Raw genomic sequence first — 22,871 nt, 5'->3', positions numbered from 1 at the left:
ACGATATAAAAACGCGGTTGAATTGAGAAAAAATCAAACCAGCAGCCGCAGAGGGCACCTTCAAAGGCACAGATGACGGCGGGCCTTAGCGGCCCGCCTGGTTTATTTTACGCTTTGAAAACTGCGGGCCAAGCCAGCTTGCCTGCATCCAGAAAAGGAGGGGGGTGAGCCTAGGATGAGGTATGCCCGTCGATGGTTGCGCCGGCCATTTTCTCGAGCACCTTGACCACATGGGTCATGTCGCGTGCTGGGTCACCGTCGCTCATGGCTTGATCAAAGAACTGCTTGACCACGGCGCAGGTGAAGGCCGGTGTGCCGACGTTTTCCGCCTCTGCGAGGAACAGTCTTACATCCTTGCGCATCAAGTCCAGGCGAAAGCCGAAATCGAATTCGCGCTGCATCACGGTGCCGGCCAGTATCTGTTCGCTGCTGAAGCTGCGCGCAGTGCTGGCGTTGAGCATTTCCAGCATTTGCCCGGGTTCGAGCCCGGACTTGATACCGAACAGCATTGCTTCGCTAGTGGCGACCAGCGTGGCGCCAACGATCATGTTGTTGACCAGCTTCAAGGTCTGGCCCAGGCCTGGCGTTGTGCCGATGTGTTCGACTTTTTTGCCGAAACAGGCGAATACCGGTTCACACAGTTGGTAGGCAGTTTTGTCACCGCCCACCATCACCGAGAGGGTGCCATTGAGTGCGCCGGTCACGCCACCCGCCAATGGCGCGTCCAATGCCTGGATACCATGATCGCGCAGTGCCTGTTCAATACGTCGGGCCATACTCGGACCGGTGGTTGAGTGGTCCACCAGGATTTTCACCTGTTGGCCGTGGATGACCCCATTGTCACCCAGCACCACATGTTCGACGATCTCCGGAGTGGGCACGCAGATCAGCACGATCCGCGCGTGATTGGCGACATCACGGGGACTGCCATGACTGCGCGCTCCGCGTGCGAGCAAGGGCGCCAATACCTGCGGATTGGGGTCAAACAGACTCAGGTCATAGCCATTGTCGAGCAGGTGATGGGCCATTTTCTGGCCCATGGCGCCCAACCCGATAAAACCGATGGTTTCGATGGATGCAGCGTCTGAATGCGTTGGAAGTCGGCTCATCGCGTGTCGTCCTTATTATTGGGAAGACACCATCCTAGGTTTGCCGTTTACCCTGCGACAAAGGAGTTATTGGCGCGTTTTGGTTGATAAAAACTCAAGCGCCTTCGCGGGTCAAACGTGCCTGCTCGAGGATCCACTCGCGGAAAACCCGGGTGTCATCGCTCTCTTCGCGGTGCCTTGGCGTGAGCAGATAATAGGTGTACACGCCCATGTCGACGACTTGATCGAAAGGTTTGATCAGCGTGCCGTCACGCAACTCCTTCTCGACCAGGAACAACTGCGCCATGGCAATGCCCTGGCCACCAGCGGCAGCGGCATAGACCATCGAAGAACTCTGATATGACATTCCGGCAAGCGCATCGACGTCACGGCTCACGCCGCTTGCCTCCAGCCAGTAGCGCCAATCTTCGGGCCTGGCGATCGAGTGCAGCATGGTGTACTGCGCGATGTCGGCGGGTGTACTCAGGCCCGGACCATGTTGCAAAAGAGAAGGGCTGCAGACGGGTGCAAGACGGTTATCGCTCAGCACGTAACAATTGCAATTGGGCCATTCGCCGGCACCAAGACGGATCGCGGCATCGATGTCTTCCTTGTGAAAGTCGACCGGCTCGAGCGATGCGGTCAACAGCACCTCGATCTTGGGATGTTCGGCGTGAAAGCTGGCGAGCCTGGGTATCAACCACTGCATGGCAAACGTGGTGTAGGCACGCACCTTGATTTGCCGACGCAGAGGCGGCGACATGAGTTTCTTCGTGGCGCCGCGCAAGTCTTCGATCATCCTGGCCACAGCACGGAAATATTGTTCGCCGGAATGGGTCAAGGTGATTTGCCGATGCCCGCGCACAAACAGGTCGAGGCCGAGAAATTCCTCGAGTGCGCGGATCTGCCGACTGACCGCACCCGGCGTGACATTCAACTCATCGGCGGCATGGGTGATGCTCAAATGACGCGCTACGGACTCAAACGCACGGATGGCATTCAGTGGCGGCAGTCGGTCCATGGAAGTCATCTCTTGTTGTTGGAAGTTACTGTATTGGAAAAAACGAGGACGCGGAGTGTATTTAATTGCCCGGCGCATCCCAACAATAAAGTGAACGCTTGATAAAAGCTCAAGGTGGGCGCCCGTTTTATTCGATTGTCGTCAGGGGGCTGCGATTTCTACGATCGGCGCGCACGCGCCATCTGGTCGTGATGCAGCTCCCGACAACAATAAGAGATCCATTCATGAAGATCGCCAAAACGCGCCATCGCAAGCATTTTCAACGCGCCTCAGGACTGGCATTGTGCGGCGCAGTCAGCACTGTGCATTCGCCGGCTTTTGCGGACTTCATCACCGACAGCAAAGCCAGCATGGATTTACGCAACTACTACTTCAATCGCGACTTTCGCCAATCAGGTGCGGCTCAAAGCAAGGCAGAGGAGTGGGCCCAGGGTTTTCTCCTGCGCTATGAATCCGGCTTTACTCCCGGAGTGATCGGCGTTGGCATGGATGCATTGGGCATGCTCGGCATCAAGTTGGACTCGGGCCCATCCAGAACCGGCACAGGGTTGCTCGTTACTGATCGCGACCCGGGCGGCCGTGCCCAGGATGAATATAGCGAGTTGGGGCTGACCGCCAAGTTACGCATGGCGCAAAGCACACTGAAAGCCGGCACCCTGACGCCCAAACTGCCCGTGGCGATGTACAACGACACGCGTTTGTTGCCGCAGACGTTTCGCGGCGCCTGGTTCAATAGTGCCGACCTGAGCAATACGACTTTCGATCTCGGGCGGTTCGACCGGATCAACCTGCGTAACTCAAGCGACAATGAGCCCATGACGGTATTTAACGGCGCTGCACGCAATATCCGGCCAGGCCGGAAGACAAGCAGTGAGCGCTTCGATTTTGCGGGGGGGACCTATCGCTGGACGCCAGCATTGAGTACGGCCTACCACTATGGCGCTCTTGATGGCATTTACCGGCAGCACTACCTGACCTTGAACCACAAGTTGGCGCTCACCGAAGGACAAACGCTTACGTCCGATATCCGCTGGGCGCGAAGCCTTGATGAGGGCGGTAGCAACGTCGAAAACTCTGCCCTCGGCGCGATGTTCACTTATAGCGCGATCGGCCATTCGCTGGGCCTTGGCTATCAACGCATGAGCGGGGCAACCGGCTTTGCCAACCTCAACGGCACCGACGCGTATTTGATCAATCTGGTACAGATAAATGATTTCGGCAATCAAGATGAGCGTTCCTGGCAACTGCGCTACGACTACAACTTCACGGCGCTTGGCATTCCTGGCCTGACTTTCATGACGCGCTATCTGTCGGGCGACCAGGTGGGTGTGCGCAACCAGGTTCAGGCTGGAAAAGAGTGGGAACGAGACACTGAATTGGCGTATGTCATTCAGAGCGGTGCGTTGAAAAACCTTGCCGTTAGATGGAAAAACGCCAGCACGCGCAGCAACTTTGCCAGCGATATCGACGAGAACCGGGTGATCCTCAGCTACTCCCTGCCGATCTGGTAAACAGTCGTCGACCGTAAACGAAAAGGGCATAGCCAATGGCTGTGCCCTTTTTTTTGTGTGTGAAAAGTATTTAAAGGCGAATGATCACGGATTTGAGCTGGGTATAGTGGGAGAGGGCGTCGATGCCTTGCTCGCGACCGTAGCCACTTTGCTTGAAGCCACCGCATGGCGTCTGGACGAAACCGCCACTGTACTCGTTGACGACAATCCGGCCGGCCTCCAGTTGCGCGGCGACCCGATGCACCCGGCCGATGTCACGGCTCCAGATACCGGCACCGAGGCCGAATTCGCTGTCGTTGGCAATCCGCAGCGCATCGGCTTCGTCCTTGAAGGGAATGACGCAGACAATAGGCCCGAAGATCTCCTCGCGTGCCAGGGTCATATCGTTGTTCACACCGGTGTATACCGTCGGTTCGATGTACCAACCCTCTTCATAGCCCTCGTGTACGGCCACCTTGCCGCCGATTGCAGGCTTGAGCCCCTCGCGTTCGGCGATGGCGAAGTAGCTCTGGATCTTCTCGAACTGCGCATGAGTGGTAATCGGCCCGGACGTCGAGTCATCCTCCGGGCCGACGCGCAGGGCACCCACCTCGGCAACCAACTTGTCGACGAAGCGGTCATGGATATTCTCCTGGACCAGCAACCGCGTGCCTGCAGCGCACCATTGGCCGCTGTTCCAGGTAAATGCCTTGGTCGAGCCTTTGGCGGCCGCATCGAGGTCGGCGTCGTCGAACACAATGTTGGCGGACTTGCCGCCCAGTTCAAGGGTCAGCGGTAGGATGCGTTCAGCGGCAATGTGTCCCAGTTCCTGCCCCGCGCGCAGACCGCCGGTAAAGGAAATCTTGCGGATATGCGGGTTGTGAGCCATGGCGGGGCCGATCACGCTCCCTTTGCCCACGATGACGTTGAAGACTCCGGCAGGCACTCCGGCTTGCACGGCAATGCGTGCCAGTTCCACCAGTGAGGCAGAGGTGTGTTCGGAGGGTTTGGCCACCACGGTATTGCCGGTAGCGAGGGCGGGAGCGATAGCGCGCGCTGCCTGGTGCAGCGGGGCGTTCCAAGGCAGGATGACCCCAATCACGCCAAAGGGATCTCGGCGTGTATAGATGTGATAGTCGGGGCCCTGGTTAATCACGTCCCCGTCCATGACGTTGACGATGCCACCATAAAACTCAAAGTATTGGGCGGTCAGGTCCATCAGCGCCGCCATCTCGCTGCCGGGTTTACCGGTATCGGCCTTTTCCAGCGCGCCCAGCGTATTTTCGCTTTGACGGATGATACGCCCGAATTCATTGAGGATGCGCCCACGTTCGGCGGGGCGCATGTCGCGCCAGCCTTGCAGCGCGGAGGCTGCCGACTCGATTGCCAGAGCCACATCCTTCGCCCCGCTGCTGGCGACTTCACTGATCTTGGCTCCGGTGCGCGGATCGATCTTGTCGACATACTGCCCGTCAGCCGGCTCCATGGAACGGCCATCGACGAAGCTGTTAACTTTTACAAACATTGTGTGTCTCCTCTGAAACTGCAGTGAGGCTCGTCTTTATTGTTTAAAACTCCATTACGAATACCTATTACAACCAGCAGATTCATATTGCTCAACTGAGTTTTATGGTGTTGGCGATTGAGCAAATATCAAACAACTTTCAATAGCCTGAAATATTCAATAGATGCCTATGCATTGAGATTTAATCAACGATGCAGGGCGAAAATCTCGATTCACCGGGGCGCGGGTAAATTGCAGTATGAACCCGTGACAAGACGAGGCCGCGACTAGAGGTCAATAATAATAGCGCCCACGGGAGCCGTAGAAATGAGTAACGACAATAGTTTGATGAGTGCACTGTCGCCAGAGTCGGCATCAGGCGCCGGTGCAAATGTTCAGGGGCGGCAACTGACCTATGGCGAGAAAAAGGCCATTGTCGCCGCAACGCTCGGCACCATAGTCGAATATACCGACTGGGTGATTTACGCCACGTTTTCTTCCATCCTTGCCCGACAGTTCTTCCCCGCTGGGGATAGTCTTACTAACTTGCTGTCAGTGTTGGCGATTTTCGCCGTTGGTTTCATCATGCGGCCAATCGGTGGTGCGGTTCTCGGCCAAATAGCCGACCGCTACGGCCGCAAGAAAGGCTTGACGCTTTCTATCCTGCTGATGTCGCTGGCCTCGCTGGTCATCGGCCTATGCCCCAACTACGACAGCATTGGAATTGCCGCACCGATCATTTTGGTCTTAGCGCGCCTGGTCCAAGGGTTTTCCGCTGGGGGGGAATTCGGCTCTGCTTCGGCGTTCCTGATCGAGTCAGCCCCTGCACACCGCCGCGCCTTCGCCGGCTCATGGCAATGGTTCGCGATCAATGCCGGGACCATGGTTTCGTTCCTTCTGGGCTTTGGTCTGGCATCGCTGGGAAGTGACGCTGCGTTGAACGACTGGGGTTGGCGCGTTGCCTTTATCATTGCCGCTCTGATGGGGGTGATCGCGCTGTGGATCCGCCTGTCGGTGCGCGAGACTGAAATTTTCAAGGCGCGCTCCGCGAGCAACATGAAAAAAAGGCCTCTGCGTGATCTGTTTTTCAGCCATAAAAAAGATGCGATGCGGGTGATCGGCATCGCCATGGCCGGCAACTTGCTCAACTATGTATGGATGGTGAGCTATCCCTCGCAGGTTCACCTGATCACCGGTATGTCGATCCGTGACACATTGCTGGCAGGGGTGATCTCGGTAGGGGTGTCACTGGTGCTAATGCCTTTTGCCGGGAAACTTGCTGACAGACTCGGTCGCCGGCCGGTTCTGATCGGATTTGCCGTCGCTTCGGTTCTGTGGGCGTGGCCAAGTTTCGGTCTGTTGCATGTCGGTATCAGTCTGACGGAAGTGACCATCCTGCAAACCATATCAATGGTCATCATGACAGGCTTCGGCGCAGCTTCTGCAGTGACCATGGCGGAGCAATTTCCGGCTGAAGTTCGAGTGACCGGTATCGCCTTGCCGTACGCATTATCAGTGACACTGTTTGGCGGAACCGCACCGTATCTCATGGCCGCGATGGCCGGATGGGGCTATGGGCACTTGTTCTGGATCTACCTGGCGGTGATCAGCGCCATCAGTGCCGTGGTCTATTTGCGCATGCCAGAAACCAAGGGCCTGCCTCTGCGCTAATTGAGTGTTACACCGATTTAACCGAACGCCTGATGCACCGCATCGGGCGTTTGGCATTTCAGTAATGGTTTAGGCAGCACGCCTATCAGGTTTTCACTTGACCAACGGTAAAAACGGCCACTTCTGCGCGTTCGATACTGATGTAGTGCGTTGAGTGTGGGTTTTGTGGCTTTCTTGATCGATGTCAACCACATGGAGCCGACGGCTCAGTAGTCTCCAGAGATCGACATACCCGTGCGTAACGGGTTGCCTTGACTCAAGGCGACACCTCCATGATCTATCCGCTGATTCTGACGTTGCATCTGTTTGCCGCCCTGATCTTTATCGGTACGGTGTTCTTCGAAGTTCTGTTCCTTGAAAGTATCCGCAAACAGCTACCCACCAGGGTCATGTTGCTGGTGGAGGAAGGCATCGGCCGGCGAGCGCGCTCGCTGATGCCGTGGGTGCTGCTGGTATTGTTCGGTGCGGGGCTCGGCATGGTCTGGCTGCGCTACCTGCCAGTCCTTGCCTCACCATTGGCTTCATCGTTCGGCACCTTGCTGGCCTTGAAAGTCGCGGTGGCCGTGAGCGTACTGCTGCACTTCCTGGTGGCCATGTTTTTGTTCAAACGTGGCCGAATGAGTCCGCGGTACCTGCAGTTCATCCACGGCAGCCTGTTTTGTCACATGGTCGTTATCGTGCTGCTGGCCAAGGGAATGTTTTATCTGACCTGGTGATCGGCTTTGACGGGTGGTCTGTTCTTCCAAGACGTTGCCTTGTGCTTGATGCAAATCAAGGCGTATTGATCGTTGAACCCCGACACTGATGACCCGCAGCCAGTGTCGGAGACCTTCATGCTCGATTTCTTTCACAACCCCGGCGAGCTGGTCGCCCGGTGCGATCAGGGCGTGCTCGACCCCAACTGTCATGCCGACACGCAAAAATTCCATGAGGGTATCGGATCACTGGATCTGCTTCGCGCGTTGCGCGTCAGCCGCCAGAAGCGACGTCCGCTGTCCCTGAACGTGCAGCTACCCTCCAGCCTCAAGCTTGCCTTTTGTTCCCCTCGTGATAGCGCCGACGAGCACCAGGGTATTGAGCAGTACCTCCAGCATCTGGAGCAGGAGATCGACCTCGTCGGTTGCCACCTGGATGCGCAGCAACGGGTGGAACAGTTTCATCTGGGCGGCGCAACACTCACCACTGCTCACATAGGGCGGCTGATGAGTCATTTGCGTCGCCGTTTCAACTTTCTCTTACATGATTGCGGCGACTACAGCGTCGAGGTGGACCTCTATCAAACCGATTGGGCGACCATGGGCGTGCTGCGCGACCAGGGGTTCAATCATGTCAGCATCGGTGTACCGGATTTCGACAGCGACTGTGAGAGGTCGGTGGCCTGCTACCAGAACCCGGCGCCGATCCAGTCGCTCATGGACGCGGTGCGGACCTTTGGTTTTCGATCCATCAACGTCGATCTGGGTTTTGGCCATGCCTGGCAGACGCCAGACAGTTTTGCGTTGAAGCTGGCGAGCATTATCAAGCTGGAGCCAGACCGGCTGATGGTGTTCGATTATGCCCGGCCACCACGGCGCTATCGTCCGGTGCCCGGTGACAAAGTCAGAGCGCCGTGCAGCCAGGTCGATAAAGGCGCGATGCGCCAAATCTGCTTTGATCAACTGCTTTGCGCGGGTTATCACTACATCGGTATGGGGCAGTTTGTCCGGCCCGATGATGATTTGGCCGTCGCCCAGGAGCGAGGCCGGTTGCGCCGTACCTGTGAGGGTTTCTCCCGTCACGGCTATTGCGATCATGTTGGATTCGGTTTGGGTGCCATTAGCCAGATCGACGATTTGTACACGCAAAACACCGACGAGATTGAACGCTATCAGCAGCAACTGGACATGCGGCAATTGCCGACGTGTCGAGGCTGGCGCTTCGAGGCAGGGGAGCAAATCAGGCAAATGGTCATGGAGCGACTGGCGTGTGATCTGGAACTGGATATACGCGCCATCGAAAGACGTTATGGGCTGGTTTTTTCCAGGTATTTCTCGTCGGTCTGGCCGTTGCTGGAGCAATTGAGTCGTGAGGGGTTGATTGAGTTGTCGGACCGCTTCATCAGCATTCTCCCTGCCGGTCGGCCGGAAGTGGATGCCATCTGCAACCTGTTTGAAAAGGATGTGGGCGGTGCGAGGTGTTAACCCATTTGCGAGTTTATTGATCATGAAGCCTTCCTTTGATTTCAATCGCGCCCTGGTCGAAAAGTATGACCGCCCGGGGCCGCGCTACACTTCTTACCCAACCGCGCCACAGTTCCATCAGGCCTTTGCCGTTGACGACTATCAGCGTGCCGCCCGCGAGAGCAACCAGGCGAGCGCGTCGAAACCGCTGTCGGTGTATATCCACATTCCGTTTTGCAAAAGTCTTTGTTACTACTGCGCCTGCAACAAAATCATTACCCAGAAAACCCATCGCGCCGTCGAGTACCTTCGGTACCTCAAGCTTGAGATTGCGATGCAGGCGGCCTTGTTCGATAGCACCCGTAAACTCACGCAATTGCACCTGGGCGGCGGCACGCCAACTTATTTAACCAGTGAACAGCTCGCGGACCTGATGGATTGCCTGCACCAGGCGTTCAATATGGATGACAGCGATGACCATGAATTTTCCATCGAAGTCGACCCGCGCACCATCAGCACCGAGCAGATCCAGTCGCTGCGCCAGTTGGGCTTCAATCGCCTGAGCTTCGGTGTTCAGGATTTCGACCCCCACGTGCAGGCCGCGGTCAATCGCCAGCAAAGTGAAGAGCAGATTTATGCGCTGGTTGCTGCGGCACGCGAGGCGCAATTCAAGTCGATCAGCGTCGATCTGATCTATGGCCTGCCGTTGCAAACCGTGCAGAGTTTCGACGTCACCCTCGGCAAGATCATCGCGCTGCGTCCGGACCGGATTGCCGCCTACAGCTACGCACATCTGCCGGAAATGGTTCGCGCACAACGCTTGATTCGTCCCGCCGACATGCCGCCGCCGGAGCGCAAGCTGGAATTGCTTGAACTGACCATCCGCCGTCTGACCGCGGCCGGTTACGTCTATATCGGCATGGATCATTTCGCCTTGCCGGACGACGAGCTGTCGCTGGCCCGCGCCAATGGCACCCTGCAGCGTAACTTTCAGGGCTACTCCACCCACGCCGACTGCGACTTGATCGGCCTCGGCGTGTCCTCAATCGGCAAGGTCGGCGACAGCTACAGCCAGAGCGTCAAGGAGCTGTCTCAGTACTACGCGCGTCTGGACCAAGGCCTGCTACCGGTGCATCGCGGTTACCGCTTGAGCGCAGACGACTTGCTGCGCCGCGAAGTGATCAGCGACCTGATGTGCCACGGCCGTATTACGTTTAACCGCTATGAAATGCGTCATGACATTCGCTTCACCGAGTACTTTGCCGATGCCTTGGCCCAACTGGAGGAACATGTTCGCGACGGACTGCTGCAGATTCACTGCGACGAACTGGTGCTGTTACCACAGGGGCACTTGATGATGCGCAGTGCCGCGATGGCGTTTGACGCCTATCTGGGTAGTGAGCAAAAAGGCCTGTTTTCACGCACGGTTTGAGTCATTGGCGCCTGTCCTCATGGGCTAATTTCTCAAGTTGATTTCAATCAAGGGCAGGGGGCGCAACGCTCCCTAACATGACCGAAAGCCCTTTTGAAATCAGCGAGCCCATGACAATCCATCCGCCTTCGATACACGGCAACCTGCGCGCCTGGGGCGTCGGGCTGGTGGTCATGCTAATGCTGATGCTCGCCACCTTTGAGGCGGTGCAAGCCAAGCAATACGGCGACATCGAGCAGCAGCGCATCGAGAAAACCTTCCCTCAGACCGATTCCGTTTCCGCCCCCGAAGGCCGGTTCAAGGTGCGCACGCTGTCCGCCGCCGGCAAGGTGCTCGGCTATGTGTTCCAGAGTCTGGACGTGGTGGACATTCCTGCCTACTCGGGCAAGCCGATCAATACCCAGGTGATCCTCGACACTGCTGGTGCGATTCAGGATGCCTATGTGCTGGAGCACCATGAGCCCATTCTGCTGATCGGCATTCCTGAGGCAAAACTTCACGGCTTCAGTGCCAGGTACAAGGGCATCAAGGTCAGCCAGCGGGTGGTCGTCGGCCATTCCAGCGACCCGAAGGCCGTCACCGTCGATGCGATTGCCGGGGCTACCGTCACGGCGATGGTGGTCAACGAGGTCATCATGCGCGCCGCCCACGACGTGGCCGTATCGCTCAAGCTGATCGAGGACACGGGCGGTGTGGCACGCATGCCTGCCACCGTGCGCCAGGACTTTTTCGAACCCGCCACCTGGGAACAACTGACCGGCAACGGCGCCATCCGCCGCTTGAACCTGACCCGTGGCCAGGTCGACGCCGCCTTCAAGGGCACCGACGCCGAAGGCGTGGAAAACGCCGCCGCCGATCAGGTGGATGAGACCTTTATCGAGCTCTACACCGCCGACCTGAATCCGCCGACCATCGGCCGCGCGCTGCTGGGGGACAATCAATATCGCTTACTTATGCAAGACCTCAAGCCCGGCGAGCAGGCCATTGTGGTGCTGGGTCGTGGGCTTTTTTCCTATAAAGGCTCGGGGTATGTGCGCGGCGGGATTTTCGATCGGGTGCAATTGCGCCAGTTCGGCAACGTCATCAGTTTTCGCGACATGGACCATCAGCGGCTCTCCGACGTCTTTGCCAAGGGCATGCCGGAATTCACCGAAATGTCGATTTTCATTGTGCGCGAGCCGGCCCGGTTCGACCCGGGATCGCCCTGGTCCCTGGAGTTGCTGGTGCGTCGTCAAACCGGGCCGCTCAGTAGCACCTTCAGCAGCTTCGAACTGCCTTATCAACTGCCCGAGCCATACCTTGAGCGGCCACTGCCCAGCGCCGAAGAATTGGCCGCCCTCGAGGAAGCCGGTCGGCCGATGTGGTTGACCATCTGGTACCAGAAATCCTTTCAGATCACCGTGCTCGGCAGCGCATTACTGCTGCTGATGGCGATCCTGTTCCTGCAGGACTCCTTCACGCGTCGGCCACGTTTTCTGCACTGGCTGCGCCGAGGTTACCTGGTCTTTACCGTGGTGTTTCTCGGCTGGTATGCGCTGGGGCAGCTGTCGGTGGTCAATGTGCTGACCTTCGCCCATGCGCTGTTCGATCACTTTCGCTGGGAGCTGTTTCTCACCGACCCGCTGATCTTCATGCTCTGGGTCTTCACCGCTGCGAGCATTCTGCTGTGGGGGCGGGGCGTATTCTGCGGCTGGTTGTGCCCGTTCGGTGCCTTGCAGGAGCTGATCAACGAAGCCGCGCGCAAGCTGAGAATCCCCCAATACGAATTGCCTTTCGCGGTGCATGAACGGCTGTGGGCCATCAAATACATCATTTTGCTGCTGCTGTTCGGCCTCTCCCTGGAGTCGATGTCCACCGCCGAATTGTTCGCCGAGGTGGAACCGTTCAAGACCGCGATCACCCTCAGGTTCGACCGCCAATGGTGGTTCGTTCTCTACGCGGTGGCACTGCTGGTCATCAACCTCTTCACCCGCAAAGTCTATTGCCGCTACATCTGCCCGTTGGGAGCCGCGCTGGCGATTCCGAGCAAATTTCGCCTGTTCGACTGGCTCAAACGCCGCAAGGACTGTGGCACACCCTGCCAGCTGTGCGCTAAGGAGTGCGAGATCCAGGCGATTCATCCCGATGGCCGAATCAATGCCAACGAGTGCCACTACTGCCTCGATTGCCAGATGACTTACCACAACGACAACAAGTGTCCGCCACTGATCAACAAGCGCAAGAAGCGCGGCAAACCGGCACCCATCGCTGTGCAACTGATACCTGTCGTGGAAGTGAGCGCTCTGGAATGAACCCCGCGAGCGCCTGTGCGCTGCGACCGTTTTTATCCTTCAAGGAATACACCTGATGAACGACACAGAATCCAAAAAAGCCACTGAAGTGCCGGAATCGACCGGCCTCAGTCGTCGCGGTTTCCTGGGCACCAGCGCGGTGACCGGCGCGGTACTGGCCGGTGCCACGGCCATCGGTGGCGCGGTGTTTACCCGTGAGACCTGGGCGGCAGCGGCCAAGGACGCGCAACTGAAAACCCACGTCGGGCCGGGCGAACTGGACCAGTACTACGGTTTCTGGAGTGGCGGTCATCAGGGTGAAGTGCGGATCATGGGCATTCCGTCGATGCGCGAGCTGTTGCGTGTACCGGTGTTCAACGTCGACTCCGCCACTGGCTGGGGCCTGACCAACGAAAGCAAACGGATCATGGGCGACAGCGCGCATTTCCAGAATGGCGACTGCCACCACCCGCATTTGTCCATGACTGACGGCAAGTACGATGGCAAATACCTGTTCATCAATGACAAGGCCAACAGCCGTGTTGCGCGTATCCGTCTGGACATCATGAAGTGCGACAAGATGCTCACCGTGCCCAATGTGCAGGCCGTTCACGGGCTGCGCCTGCAAAAAGTGCCGCACACAAAATACGTGTTCGCCAATGCTGAATTCGTGATTCCACACCCCAATGACGGCAGCACCTTCGACCTGCAGGACAAGAACAGCTACACGATGTTCAACGCCATCGATGCCGAGAAAATGGAGATGGCCTTCCAGGTCATTGTCGATGGCAACCTGGACAACACCGACGCCGACTACACCGGCAAATACGCGGCGTCCACCTGCTACAACTCGGAGAAGGCCTACGACCTGGGCGGCATGATGCGCAACGAGCGCGACTGGGTGGTGGTGTTCAACATCCCGCGCATCGAAGCGGCGATCAAGGCTGGCAAGTTCATCACCCTGGACGGCTCGAAAGTGCCGGTGGTCGACGGTCGTAAAAACGAAGGCAAGGACAGCACGTTCACCCGCTACATCCCGGTGCCGAAGAACCCCCACGGCATCAATATGACGCCCGATGGCAAGTACTTCATTGCCGCGGGCAAACTTTCGCCCACCTGCACGATCATCGCCACCGCGAAGCTGGATGATCTGTTCGACGACAAATTCAAGGACCCGCGCGATGCGGTGGTCGGCGAACCGGAACTGGGGCTGGGCCCGCTTCACACCACCTACGACGGCCGCGGCAATGCCTATACCACGCTGTTTATCGACAGCCAGGTGGTGAAGTGGAACGTGGAGGAGGCCATTCGCGCGTACACCGGCGAGAAGGTCAACTACATCAAGCAGAAACTCGACGTGCAATACCAGCCGGGCCACAACCATGCCTCGCTGACCGAAACCAGAGACGCCGATGGCCAATGGCTGATGGTGCTCAGCAAATTTTCCAAGGATCGCTTCCTGCCGACCGGCCCGCTGCACCCGGAAAACGATCAGTTGATCGATATCTCCGGCGAGGAAATGAAACTGGTGCATGACGGCCCGGCCTTTGCCGAACCCCACGACTGCGTCATGGCCCGCCGCGACCAGATCAAGACCAAGAAGATCTGGGACCGCAACGACCCGTTTTTCGCCGAGACGGTGGCGATCGCCGCCAAAGACGGGATCAAGCTGGAGACCGACAACAAGGTCATCCGCGACGGCAACAAAGTCCGCGTCTACATGACCTCGATGGCCCCGGCCTACGGTTTGCCGGAGTTCACCGTCAAACAAGGCAACGAGGTCACGGTGACCATCACCAACATCGACCAGATTGAAGACGTGACCCACGGCTTCGTGATGACCAACCATGGCGTGAGCATGGAAATCAGCCCGCAGCAGACCTCGTCGATCACCTTTATCGCCGACAAGGCCGGCCTGCACTGGTACTACTGCAGCTGGTTCTGCCATGCGCTGCACATGGAAATGGTCGGCCGCATGAAGGTCGAGAAGGCCTGACCGTTGCCCATCGACAGGAGCGAAGCAATGACTGATAGCAAGGGAAACCCGGTGACGGTCATGGCATTTGCGCTCCTGCTGATGTCCGGCAGCGCGCTGGCGGTGCAACCCATCACCTCGTTGCCGCTGCGGGTGGACGCCAATCAACGCTGGCACCTGCCGGCGGGGGAATACCGGGGCTCGTTCAGTGTCGATCAACCGATGCAGATTCTCTGCGAGCCCGGCGCGGTATTTCAGGGGGAGGGGCAGGGCAACGGTGTGATCATCAGCGCGCCGGATGTCGCCATCGAAGGCTGCACCTTTCTAAACTGGGGACACGACCTCACCGCCATGAATGCGGCGCTGTTCATCCAGCCCAAAGCCCATGGTGCGGTGATCAAAGGCAATCGGCTGCAGGGCAAGGGCTTCGGTATCTGGGTCGACGGCACTCAGGATGTGAGTCTGATCGACAACCGTATTCAGGGTGATCCGGCGATGCGTTCGCAAGATCGCGGCAACGGCATTCATCTGTATGCGGTGCGTGGCGCCAAGGTCATTGGCAACCAGGTGCGCGACACCCGCGATGGCATCTACATCGACACCTCCAACGGCAACCTGCTGCAGGGCAATACCCTGGAAGACCTGCGCTATGGCGTGCATTACATGTTCGCCAACGATAACCAACTGATCGGCAACACCACCCGCCGCACCCGCACTGGCTACGCCTTGATGCAAAGCCGCAAGCTCACGGTGATCGGCAATCGCTCCGAACAGGATCAGAACTACGGGATCCTGATGAACTACATCACTTACTCAACCTTGCGTGACAACTTCGTCACTGACGTGCGCGACGGCTCGACCGGCGACAGCATGATCAGCGGCGCCGAGGGCAAGGCGCTGTTCATCTACAACTCGCTGTTCAACAGCATCGAACACAACCACTTCGAGCGCAGCGCCGTGGGCATCCATCTCACCGCCGGCTCGGAAGACAACCGCATCGCCGACAACGCGTTTGTCGGCAACCAGCGGCAGGTCAAGTACGTCGCCACCCGCTTGCAGGAATGGTCGGTGGATGGCCGCGGTAACTACTGGAGCGATTACCTGGGCTGGGACCGCAACAACGACGGCCTCGGCGATATCGCCTACGAACCCAATGACAACGTCGACCGGCTGCTCTGGCTGTACCCGCAGGTGCGGCTGCTGATGAACAGCCCTGGGATCGAGTTGCTGCGCTGGGTGCAACGGGCCTTTCCGGTGATGAAATCGCCGGGGGTGCTGGACAGCCATCCGCTGATGAAATCATCCACTCAACCCCTGACCCAGGAGCCCAACTCATGAACGTCATCGACATCGAAGGCGTCAGCCAGCGCTATGGGCATGCCACCGTGTTGCATCAGCTCAACCTCAGCCTGGCGGAAGGTGAAGTGCTGGGTTTGTTCGGGCATAACGGCGCGGGCAAGACCACCAGCATGAAACTGGTGCTTGGCCTGCTCCAGCCCAGCGCAGGGCAGGTCCGGGTGTTCGGTCGCTTGCCCTGCGATCCCCACGTGCGGCGGCTGCTCGGTTATCTGCCGGAAAACGTCACGTTTTACCCGCAACTGAGCGGTGTCGAGACTTTGCGTCATTTCGCGCGACTCAAAGGCGCCGCGTCCGCCCAAGTGGACGCACTGCTGGAGGAAGTCGGCCTGGCCGGTGCGGCGCATCGACGGGTCAAGACGTACTCCAAGGGCATGCGTCAACGCCTCGGGCTGGCGCAAGCGCTGCTTGGTGAGCCGCGTTTGTTGTTGCTTGACGAACCAACAGTCGGCCTCGATCCCATCGCCACTCAGGACTTGTATCGGTTGCTCGATCGCCTGCGCAGCCAAGGCACCAGCATCATTCTGTGTTCCCACGTCTTGCCCGGTGTCGAGGCGCACATCAACCGCGCCGCGATTCTGACCCAGGGCCGCCTGCTGGCCTTGGGCAGTCTACGCAGTTTGCGCGAGGAAGCCGGGTTGCCGACGCTGATTCGCGCCAACGGCCTCAAGCACGCCGGGCCCTTGCAGCAACGCTGGAACAACGCCGGGCACCTCACCGAACGCTGGGGCGTCGAAGGTCTTGAAGTGGCCGCGCTCAATGGCAGCAAGCTCGGGCTGTTGCGCCAGCTGCTCAATGAAGACGAACCGGCCGACGTGGAAATCCATCAACCGTCGCTGGAAGATATCTACCGCTACTACATGAGCCGGGCCGGTGCGACGCCAATCGGGGAGGCCGTATGAACGCTGTCTGGAACATGGCCCGCAAGGAATTCAGTGACGGTTTGCGCAATCGCTGGTTGCTGGCGATCAGTGTGTTGTTCGCGGTGCTGGCCATCGGCATCGCCTGGCTGGGCGCCGCGGCCTCCGGGCAGTTGGGTTTCACCTCGGTGCCGGCCACCATCGCCAGCCTCGCCAGTCTGGCGACGTTTTTGATGCCGTTGATTGCGTTGCTGTTGGCTTATGACGCCATCGTCGGCGAGGACGAGAGCGGCACGTTGCTGCTGTTGCTGACGTACCCCTTGGGTCGCGGGCAGATTCTGCTCGGCAAGTTTGTCGGCCACGGGTTGATCCTGGCGCTGGCGACGCTGATCGGTTTCGGCTGCGCCATGCTGGCCATCGCGGTGCTGGTGGACGATATCCAGCTGAGCCTGCTGCTCTGGGCCTTCGGTCGGTTCATGGCGTCGTCGACGTTATTGGGCTGGGGGTTTCTGGGGTTGGCCTATGTGCTGAGCAGTGCGTCGGCCGAGAAATCCACGGCGGCCGGGCTGGCGCTGGGCGTGTGGTTCTTCTTCGTGCTGGTGTTCGACCTGGCTCTGCTGGCGCTGTTGGTGCTCAGCGAAGGGCAGTTCAACCCGAAAGTGCTGCCCTGGTTGCTGCTGCTCAACCCCGCTGACATCTATCGCCTGATCAACCTCTCCGGCTTTGAACCCGGCGCCAGTACCGCGGGTGTGCTGACGCTGGGCAGCGATTTGCCGATGCCGGGCTCGATGCTCTGGCTATGCCTGTCGCTGTGGGTGGCGGTGCCATTGGGCTCGGCCTGGCTGTTGTTTCGTCGCCGGGCGACATGAATTTCCACTTTGATGGTTTGGAGTAGTTGACGATGAATGCGTTTTATCTGACGACAGTGCGCGCAGTGGCGGGCCTGATGATGTGCCTCCTGCTGACGGCCTGTGACAACCCAGTGCAAGCCACTTACAGCGACGCCGCCGCAGCCTTTCATCCCAGTGATGAATGCCATGTCTGCGGGATGATTATCGACGGATTCCCCGGGCCCAAGGGCGAAGTGGTCGAGCGGGCCGGGGTCAGGAAGTTCTGTTCCACGGCGGAAATGATCGGCTGGTGGTTGCAGCCGGAAAACCATCATGGCGATGCAAAACTGTATGTCCATGACATGGGCCGCAGCCCGTGGAACGCGCCGAATGACGCCCACCTGATCGATGCCAAAGACGCCTTCTACGTGGTCGGCACCCAACTCAAAGGCGCCATGGGCGTGGTGCTGGCGTCGTTCTCAAGTCGCGAGGCCGCTGAAAAGCTTGCCGCTGAACAGGGCGGTCGCTTGCTGCGCTTCAGCGAGATCACTCCGGCACTGCTGCAGCAACGCTAACGTCGTTTAAAAAGCCTGATCGCCGTCAAGTCGTTTTTTCGTCTCCTGCTCAAAGATAGGTCTCGCTACGTCCCCAGTGCTGGCATCCGTGATGCCCAGGAGAAAATGATGAAAACCGAGTTTCAAGATCGTTTGGCGGTGGTCACAGGTGCCAGCTCCGGGATCGGCCTGGCGCTGTGCGCCGCGCTGTTACCGCGCGGGGTCAAGGTGCTGGCGATGTCACGGACTCTCGGTGAATTGCCGGCCTTGCAGCAGATCTACGGCGAGCGGTTGCAATGGTTTGCCGGGGACGTCACAAGTCAGCAAGACCTGAGCGAACTGGCCGAGCGCGCTGCGGCGATGGGCCCCGTGGACTATTTGGTGCCTAACGCGGGTGTCGCCGAGATGGCCGACAGCCTGGATATGCAGGCCTTCCAGCGTCAGTGGGCGGTCAACGGCGCCGGGGCGTTGAACACCCTGGCGGCGTTACGCGGTGAATTGGCGAGCCCGGCTTCGGTGGTGTTTGTCGGGAGCTTCCTGACCGGCTCGAGCTTTCCCGGGTTGGCCGCTTGCATTGCCAGCAAGGCTGCGCTCGCGGCTCAGGCACGCACGCTGGCGGTGGAATTCGCGAGTTTTGATGTGCGCATCAATCTGGTCTCGCCGGGACCGACCGCCACCGCGATGTGGGACAACCTGGGGTTGAGCGAGGGGGAACTCGGCGACGTCGCCGACACCCTGGGTAAACGTCTGTTGCCCGGTCACTTTCTCGACGCAGGGGCGGTGGCCAATGTGATTGTTTTTCAACTCTCGCAGGGCGCTCGGGGTGTTTACGGTCAGGACTGGACAGTCGATAACGGATACACCTTGGGTTAAAGGGCGAAGACAAACCTGTGGCGAGGGAGCTTGCTCCCGCTCGGCTGCGTAGCAGTCGTAAAACCAGCGCCTGCGTTTAATCTGAATGTACCCAGTGACGGTTTGTAGGGGCGCTGCGCGCCCCAGCGGGAGCAAGCTCCCTCGCCACAAGTGCGATGTATATTTCGGTATTGGGGCACAAGGCCTAATGCGAAGTCCCCTCGGCAAACTCAATCTTGTTCCCCACGTTGTACTTGCCCGAAGGCTTGTTCATCGGAATACGTTTGATCTCCTTGAGGGTGTTGCTGTCGTAGACGATCAGCGCGCCATCGGTGGCCCAGATGCTCAGCAGCAAGTAGCGGCCGTCGCGAGTGAACTCAACATGAGCGGCGGTTTTGCCGGGTACCGGGCGCAGTGTGTGGGCGATTTCCAGGGTCTGTTTGTCGATCAGGTGGATCGCATCGTTGTCCGGCCCGAAGAACACATCGGTCCAGGCATACCGCGAGTTGACATGACTGCGCATGAAGAAACCCGGCCCCAGGGTCGGGATTTCCTTGATCAGTTTCCAGGTCTTGAAGTCGATGACCGAGATCAGCCCCTTGCTGATATTCGGCGTAGCGAACACCCATTCACCGTTGCGTTTCCAATAGGTCCCCGACCCCAAATGCGGCATGCCTGGCAGCGGTATGTCGGTGACCACCTTGCCGCTGTCGAGGTCGATGACCTGGCCGCCCTGGGCCTTGCGCGACGTAGCCAGCAGCTGTTTGTAGTCCGGCGAAAAGGAAAAATCATCGAGAAAATCCCCGGCAGGAATCCGCCGGGGTTCGAAATCCTGTGTGCCCGCCCAGGACAGCTCCCAGACTTCCTTCACGTCCTTGAGTGCAACGATGAAACTGTCGCGCGGCGGGGCGGAGTAAACCGCGCTGACCCGTGACGCGGTACCGTTCTGACCGATGGTCGGGATGGTTTTGACCAGCGACAGATCGCGGGCATCGAGCACCACCAGGTTGCCGGGCAAATAGTTGCCCACCAGCACCCAGCGTCCATCCTTGCTCACCGCCAGGTTGCGGGTGTTAAGGCCGGCGCGGACCTCGGCGATCAGCTTCAGGTTGTGCAAGTCATACAGACTGATCCAGCCGTCACGGGAGGCGAAGTAGACGAAGCGCCCGTCGGGCGAGAACTTCGGTCCGCCGTGCACGGCGAAGTGCGAAGCGAACCGCGCGAGCACCTCAAAGCGGTCACCGTCGAGGATGTCGATGTGATGGTCGCCAGCCTCTACCACCACAAACAGGTTCAGCGGGTCGGCGCCGTGCTGGGGCGTGGAGGGCAGTTTGCTCAGGTCCGCGAGCATCGAGTAACTGCCGAGAATGTCGTCATTGCTCCAGGTGGGCGGGGTGGCAGGCGGTTGCTGAAGGTAATCCACCAGCGCGTCGACCTGCGCGGGGCTGAACACGTTGGCATAGCCGGTCATCTGGCTCGCGGGGCGACCGTTTTGAATCACGCTGCGGATTTCATCAGGTTTGATCCGGCTGAGGCTCTCAGGCAACAACGCCGGCCCTGCGCCGCCGAGACGGTTGATACCGTGACAGCTCTGGCAATGCTGCTGATAGAGTTGCGCCGCGTGTTCAAGTACCGGCACTGCTGCGCCGGCCTGGGCCGCACTGACCCCTAACAGGTGGGCAAGGACGATGCGCCTCATATCGCCACCTTGGCGCGACGTAGCAGGGCTTGGGTCGGGTAGAGTCGCGCCGGGTATTCCAGCTGTTCTGCATCAAACATATCGACCACTGAGCCGATTACCGTCAGTGTCGGAATGCCCGGTGGACAATCCAGCGCGAGGGTCGGCAATTGGTGCAGCTTGCCGCGGGCGACGTGCTGGTCGGGTCGCGTGCCGTTGCTGATCAGCGCCGCCGGTGTGTCGGCTGATAATCCGGCTTCGATCAAGCGTTGAGCGATGATTCCCAGGTTCGACAAGCCCATGTAAAACACCAGCGTCTGGCTACTGTCGGCGAGGCTGCTCCAGGGCAACGACAATTCGCCATCGCGTTGCAAATGGCCGGTGATGAACCGGCAGGAATTGACCAGGTCGCGGTGGGTCAACGGTATGCCTGCATAGGCGCTGCAGCCGGAAGCGGCGGTGATTCCCGGCACCACCTGGCAATCAATGCCGCGTTGCAGCAGGTACTCCAGCTCCTCGGCACCGCGACCGAAAATGAACGGGTCGCCGCCCTTGAGCCGGACCACGCGTTGCCCTTGATCGGCGAGGTCGGCCAGCAGTTCGTTGATCTGTTCCTGGGGCAGGCTGTGGCAACCGCTGGCCTTGCCGACGTAATGACGGGCGCAGGCGAGGGGAATCAGGGTCAGCAGTTCGGGGCTGATCAGCCGGTCGTACACCACGGCGTCGGCCTGCATCAACAGGCTCCAGGCGCGCAGGGTCAGCAGGCGTGGGTCGCCGGGGCCGGCGCCGACCAGGGCGACTTCGCCCGGCCGGAACGGCGACTCAAGTGTGGCCGGTATCGCAATCGATGGAGGCATGGGGCGTCCTTGGTGCTTCATCAGGTTGGCCGGCCCCAGCCTTTGTCAGGTGGTTGGCCGGACGGGCTATTCAGTGGGTGATGCAAGGGATGTTCGTTGACGGCGTAACACCGATTTCGTCATCGCTGAGGTGGCAGCCGGGGTCCTGGCCCCACAGATCTCCCTCGGCCCAGGCACGCGTGCGGGTGTTGCCGTTGCAGATGGGCAACCAGCGGCATTGCGCGCAACGACCACCGACAGCGCGGGGATGCTCACGCAGGCGCAACAGCAGGGCATCCGGCTGATCCAGCCACAACGTGCGGAACGGCGTGCGGCGGACATTGCCCACCGAGTGCTGCCACCAGTAGGTGTCCGGGTGCACTTCGCCGGTGTTGTCGATATTGGCAATGCCGTTGCCGGAGGCGTTGCCACCCCAGGCGCGGAGCATGTTTTCCAGGCGTGGGTAATGCTCGGGAATACGAAGGGCTGCCCATTGCAGCAGCAGAATGGCATCGGCATCGTTGTTGCCGCTGACAAAATCGCTGTCGCGCCCCTGTTGGATGTCTTCCCAGGTTCGCTCAAAGATCAACGTCATGGCCTCGCGGCTCATCTGCTGGTGCGCGTCGAGTTTGCGACTGCGTTTACCGCGACCGCTGTAGTTGAGGTGCGATAGATAAAACTTCTGCACGTCGTACTCGCGCATCAGCGCCAGTAATTGGGGTAACTGCGGGTGGTTTTCCTGGGTCAGGGTAGTGCGCAGCCCGACGCGAATGCCTTGTTCGCGACAGAGCCGGATCGCCTGCATGGAGCGGGCGAAGCTGCCCTTGAGTTGGCGGAAGGCGTCATGGGTGGCTTCCAGGCCATCGATACTGATGCCGATGTAATCGAAATTCGCTGCCCCGATCTGCGTAATGTTCTGCTCATCGATCAGCGTGCCGTTGGTGGACAAGGCCACAAAGAAACCCTTGGTGCGGGCATAGGCGCTGAGCACAAACAGATCCTCGCGCAACAGCGGTTCGCCACCGGAAAGAATCAACACCTTCACCCCGGCATCGTGCAAATCGTCGATCACGGTCAGCGCGGCGGCAGTATCCAGTTCGTCGCGAAAGACACTGTCGGCCGAGGTCGCGTAGCAATGTTTGCAGGTCAGGTTGCAGCGCCTGAGCAGGTTCCAGATCACCACCGGCGCCCGGTTACTGCCCGGTGGACTGGTTCTGGGTGCAGGCGCCTGGCCTGCCAGCGCACGCAAGTATTGGCTGATCCTCAACATGCAACTCTCCTTGAGTCAGGGCGTG

Annotated in this window: 18 protein-coding genes; 12 read left to right on the top strand and 6 right to left on the bottom strand. The window is 59.2% G+C overall.

What is annotated here, in order from left to right; genetic code table 11:
* Positions 1–170: 170 nt before the first annotated feature.
* A complete protein-coding gene (locus tag B723_RS21780) occupies positions 171–1,109 on the bottom strand; it encodes an NAD(P)-dependent oxidoreductase (RefSeq protein ID WP_017338918.1) in 939 nt (312 codons plus the stop codon).
* A gap of 94 nt (positions 1,110–1,203) precedes the next feature.
* On the bottom strand, positions 1,204–2,109 hold the full coding sequence (gene gcvA, locus B723_RS21775; protein WP_017338917.1) for a transcriptional regulator GcvA: 906 nt from the start codon (positions 2,107–2,109) through the stop codon (positions 1,204–1,206).
* A gap of 224 nt (positions 2,110–2,333) precedes the next feature.
* Here gcvA and B723_RS21770 point away from each other — a divergent pair, with 224 nt between their 5' ends.
* Positions 2,334–3,620: an OprD family porin gene (locus B723_RS21770; RefSeq protein ID WP_017338916.1), complete on the top strand. Its 1,287-nt coding sequence runs from the start codon at positions 2,334–2,336 to the stop codon at positions 3,618–3,620.
* Between the two features lie 70 nt (positions 3,621–3,690).
* Here the strand turns inward: B723_RS21770 and B723_RS21765 are convergent, their stop codons facing one another.
* The gene (locus B723_RS21765; protein ID WP_017338915.1) at positions 3,691–5,124 is read right to left on the bottom strand and encodes an aldehyde dehydrogenase family protein; all 1,434 of its coding nucleotides are present in this window, start codon (positions 5,122–5,124) and stop codon (positions 3,691–3,693) included.
* A gap of 306 nt (positions 5,125–5,430) precedes the next feature.
* On the opposite strand from B723_RS21765, the gene B723_RS21760 reads away from it, so the two are divergent.
* The 11 genes from B723_RS21760 (at position 5,431) to B723_RS21710 (ending at position 19,083) form a co-directional block, all read left to right on the top strand.
* Complete coding sequence (locus tag B723_RS21760) at positions 5,431–6,774, top strand: MFS transporter (RefSeq protein ID WP_017338914.1); 1,344 nt, start codon at positions 5,431–5,433, stop codon at positions 6,772–6,774.
* A 272-nt stretch (positions 6,775–7,046) separates the two neighbouring features.
* Positions 7,047–7,490: a CopD family copper resistance protein gene (locus B723_RS21755; protein WP_017338913.1), complete on the top strand. Its 444-nt coding sequence runs from the start codon at positions 7,047–7,049 to the stop codon at positions 7,488–7,490.
* A 117-nt stretch (positions 7,491–7,607) separates the two neighbouring features.
* Positions 7,608–8,954 carry a coproporphyrinogen III oxidase gene (locus tag B723_RS21750; protein ID WP_017338912.1) on the top strand — a complete coding sequence of 449 codons (1,347 nt, stop codon included), beginning with the start codon at positions 7,608–7,610 and terminating at the stop codon, positions 8,952–8,954.
* A gap of 22 nt (positions 8,955–8,976) precedes the next feature.
* On the top strand, positions 8,977–10,365 hold the full coding sequence (hemN, locus tag B723_RS21745; RefSeq protein WP_017338911.1) for an oxygen-independent coproporphyrinogen III oxidase: 1,389 nt from the start codon (positions 8,977–8,979) through the stop codon (positions 10,363–10,365).
* A 110-nt stretch (positions 10,366–10,475) separates the two neighbouring features.
* Positions 10,476–12,656 (top strand): transcriptional regulator NosR, encoded by a 2,181-nt coding sequence (gene nosR, locus B723_RS21740; RefSeq protein ID WP_193393002.1) that lies wholly within the window; start codon positions 10,476–10,478, stop codon positions 12,654–12,656.
* Between the two features lie 52 nt (positions 12,657–12,708).
* Positions 12,709–14,631, top strand: a complete 1,923-nt coding sequence (gene nosZ, locus B723_RS21735) for a TAT-dependent nitrous-oxide reductase (RefSeq protein ID WP_414883968.1) — start codon at positions 12,709–12,711, stop codon at positions 14,629–14,631.
* Positions 14,632–14,658: 27 nt separating this feature from the next.
* Positions 14,659–15,948 carry a nitrous oxide reductase family maturation protein NosD gene (locus tag B723_RS21730; RefSeq protein ID WP_017338908.1) on the top strand — a complete coding sequence of 430 codons (1,290 nt, stop codon included), beginning with the start codon at positions 14,659–14,661 and terminating at the stop codon, positions 15,946–15,948.
* Positions 15,945–16,868 carry an ABC transporter ATP-binding protein gene (locus B723_RS21725; RefSeq protein ID WP_017338907.1) on the top strand — a complete coding sequence of 308 codons (924 nt, stop codon included), beginning with the start codon at positions 15,945–15,947 and terminating at the stop codon, positions 16,866–16,868. Before B723_RS21730 ends, B723_RS21725 begins: the two co-directional genes overlap by 4 nt.
* Entirely contained in the window at positions 16,865–17,695 is an 831-nt protein-coding gene (locus tag B723_RS21720) for an ABC transporter permease (RefSeq protein ID WP_017338906.1), read from the top strand. Before B723_RS21725 ends, B723_RS21720 begins: the two co-directional genes overlap by 4 nt.
* Before the next feature lie 32 nt (positions 17,696–17,727).
* Positions 17,728–18,231 carry a nitrous oxide reductase accessory protein NosL gene (locus B723_RS21715; RefSeq protein ID WP_017338905.1) on the top strand — a complete coding sequence of 168 codons (504 nt, stop codon included), beginning with the start codon at positions 17,728–17,730 and terminating at the stop codon, positions 18,229–18,231.
* Positions 18,232–18,339: 108 nt separating this feature from the next.
* Positions 18,340–19,083 carry an SDR family NAD(P)-dependent oxidoreductase gene (locus B723_RS21710; protein ID WP_017338904.1) on the top strand — a complete coding sequence of 248 codons (744 nt, stop codon included), beginning with the start codon at positions 18,340–18,342 and terminating at the stop codon, positions 19,081–19,083.
* 184 nt (positions 19,084–19,267) lie between these two features.
* Here B723_RS21710 and B723_RS21705 read toward each other — a convergent pair whose 3' ends face one another.
* The 3 genes from B723_RS21705 to nirJ all read right to left on the bottom strand — a co-directional run bounded on the left by B723_RS21705 (position 19,268) and on the right by nirJ (position 22,846).
* On the bottom strand, positions 19,268–20,761 hold the full coding sequence (locus B723_RS21705; RefSeq protein ID WP_017338903.1) for a nitrite reductase: 1,494 nt from the start codon (positions 20,759–20,761) through the stop codon (positions 19,268–19,270).
* A complete protein-coding gene (cobA, locus tag B723_RS21700; RefSeq protein ID WP_017338902.1) occupies positions 20,758–21,597 on the bottom strand; it encodes a uroporphyrinogen-III C-methyltransferase in 840 nt (279 codons plus the stop codon). The genes B723_RS21705 and cobA overlap by 4 nt, the downstream gene beginning before the upstream one ends.
* A gap of 70 nt (positions 21,598–21,667) precedes the next feature.
* Positions 21,668–22,846 (bottom strand): heme d1 biosynthesis radical SAM protein NirJ, encoded by a 1,179-nt coding sequence (nirJ, locus tag B723_RS21695; protein ID WP_017338901.1) that lies wholly within the window; start codon positions 22,844–22,846, stop codon positions 21,668–21,670.
* Positions 22,847–22,871: the final 25 nt, after the last annotated feature.

The sequence above is a fragment of the Pseudomonas fluorescens NCIMB 11764 genome, from assembly GCF_000293885.2.
Lineage (GTDB): Bacteria > Pseudomonadota > Gammaproteobacteria > Pseudomonadales > Pseudomonadaceae > Aquipseudomonas > Aquipseudomonas fluorescens_B.
The sequence above is the reverse complement of the archived record's forward strand: the minus strand, read 5'-3'. Positions and strand labels throughout refer to the sequence as shown.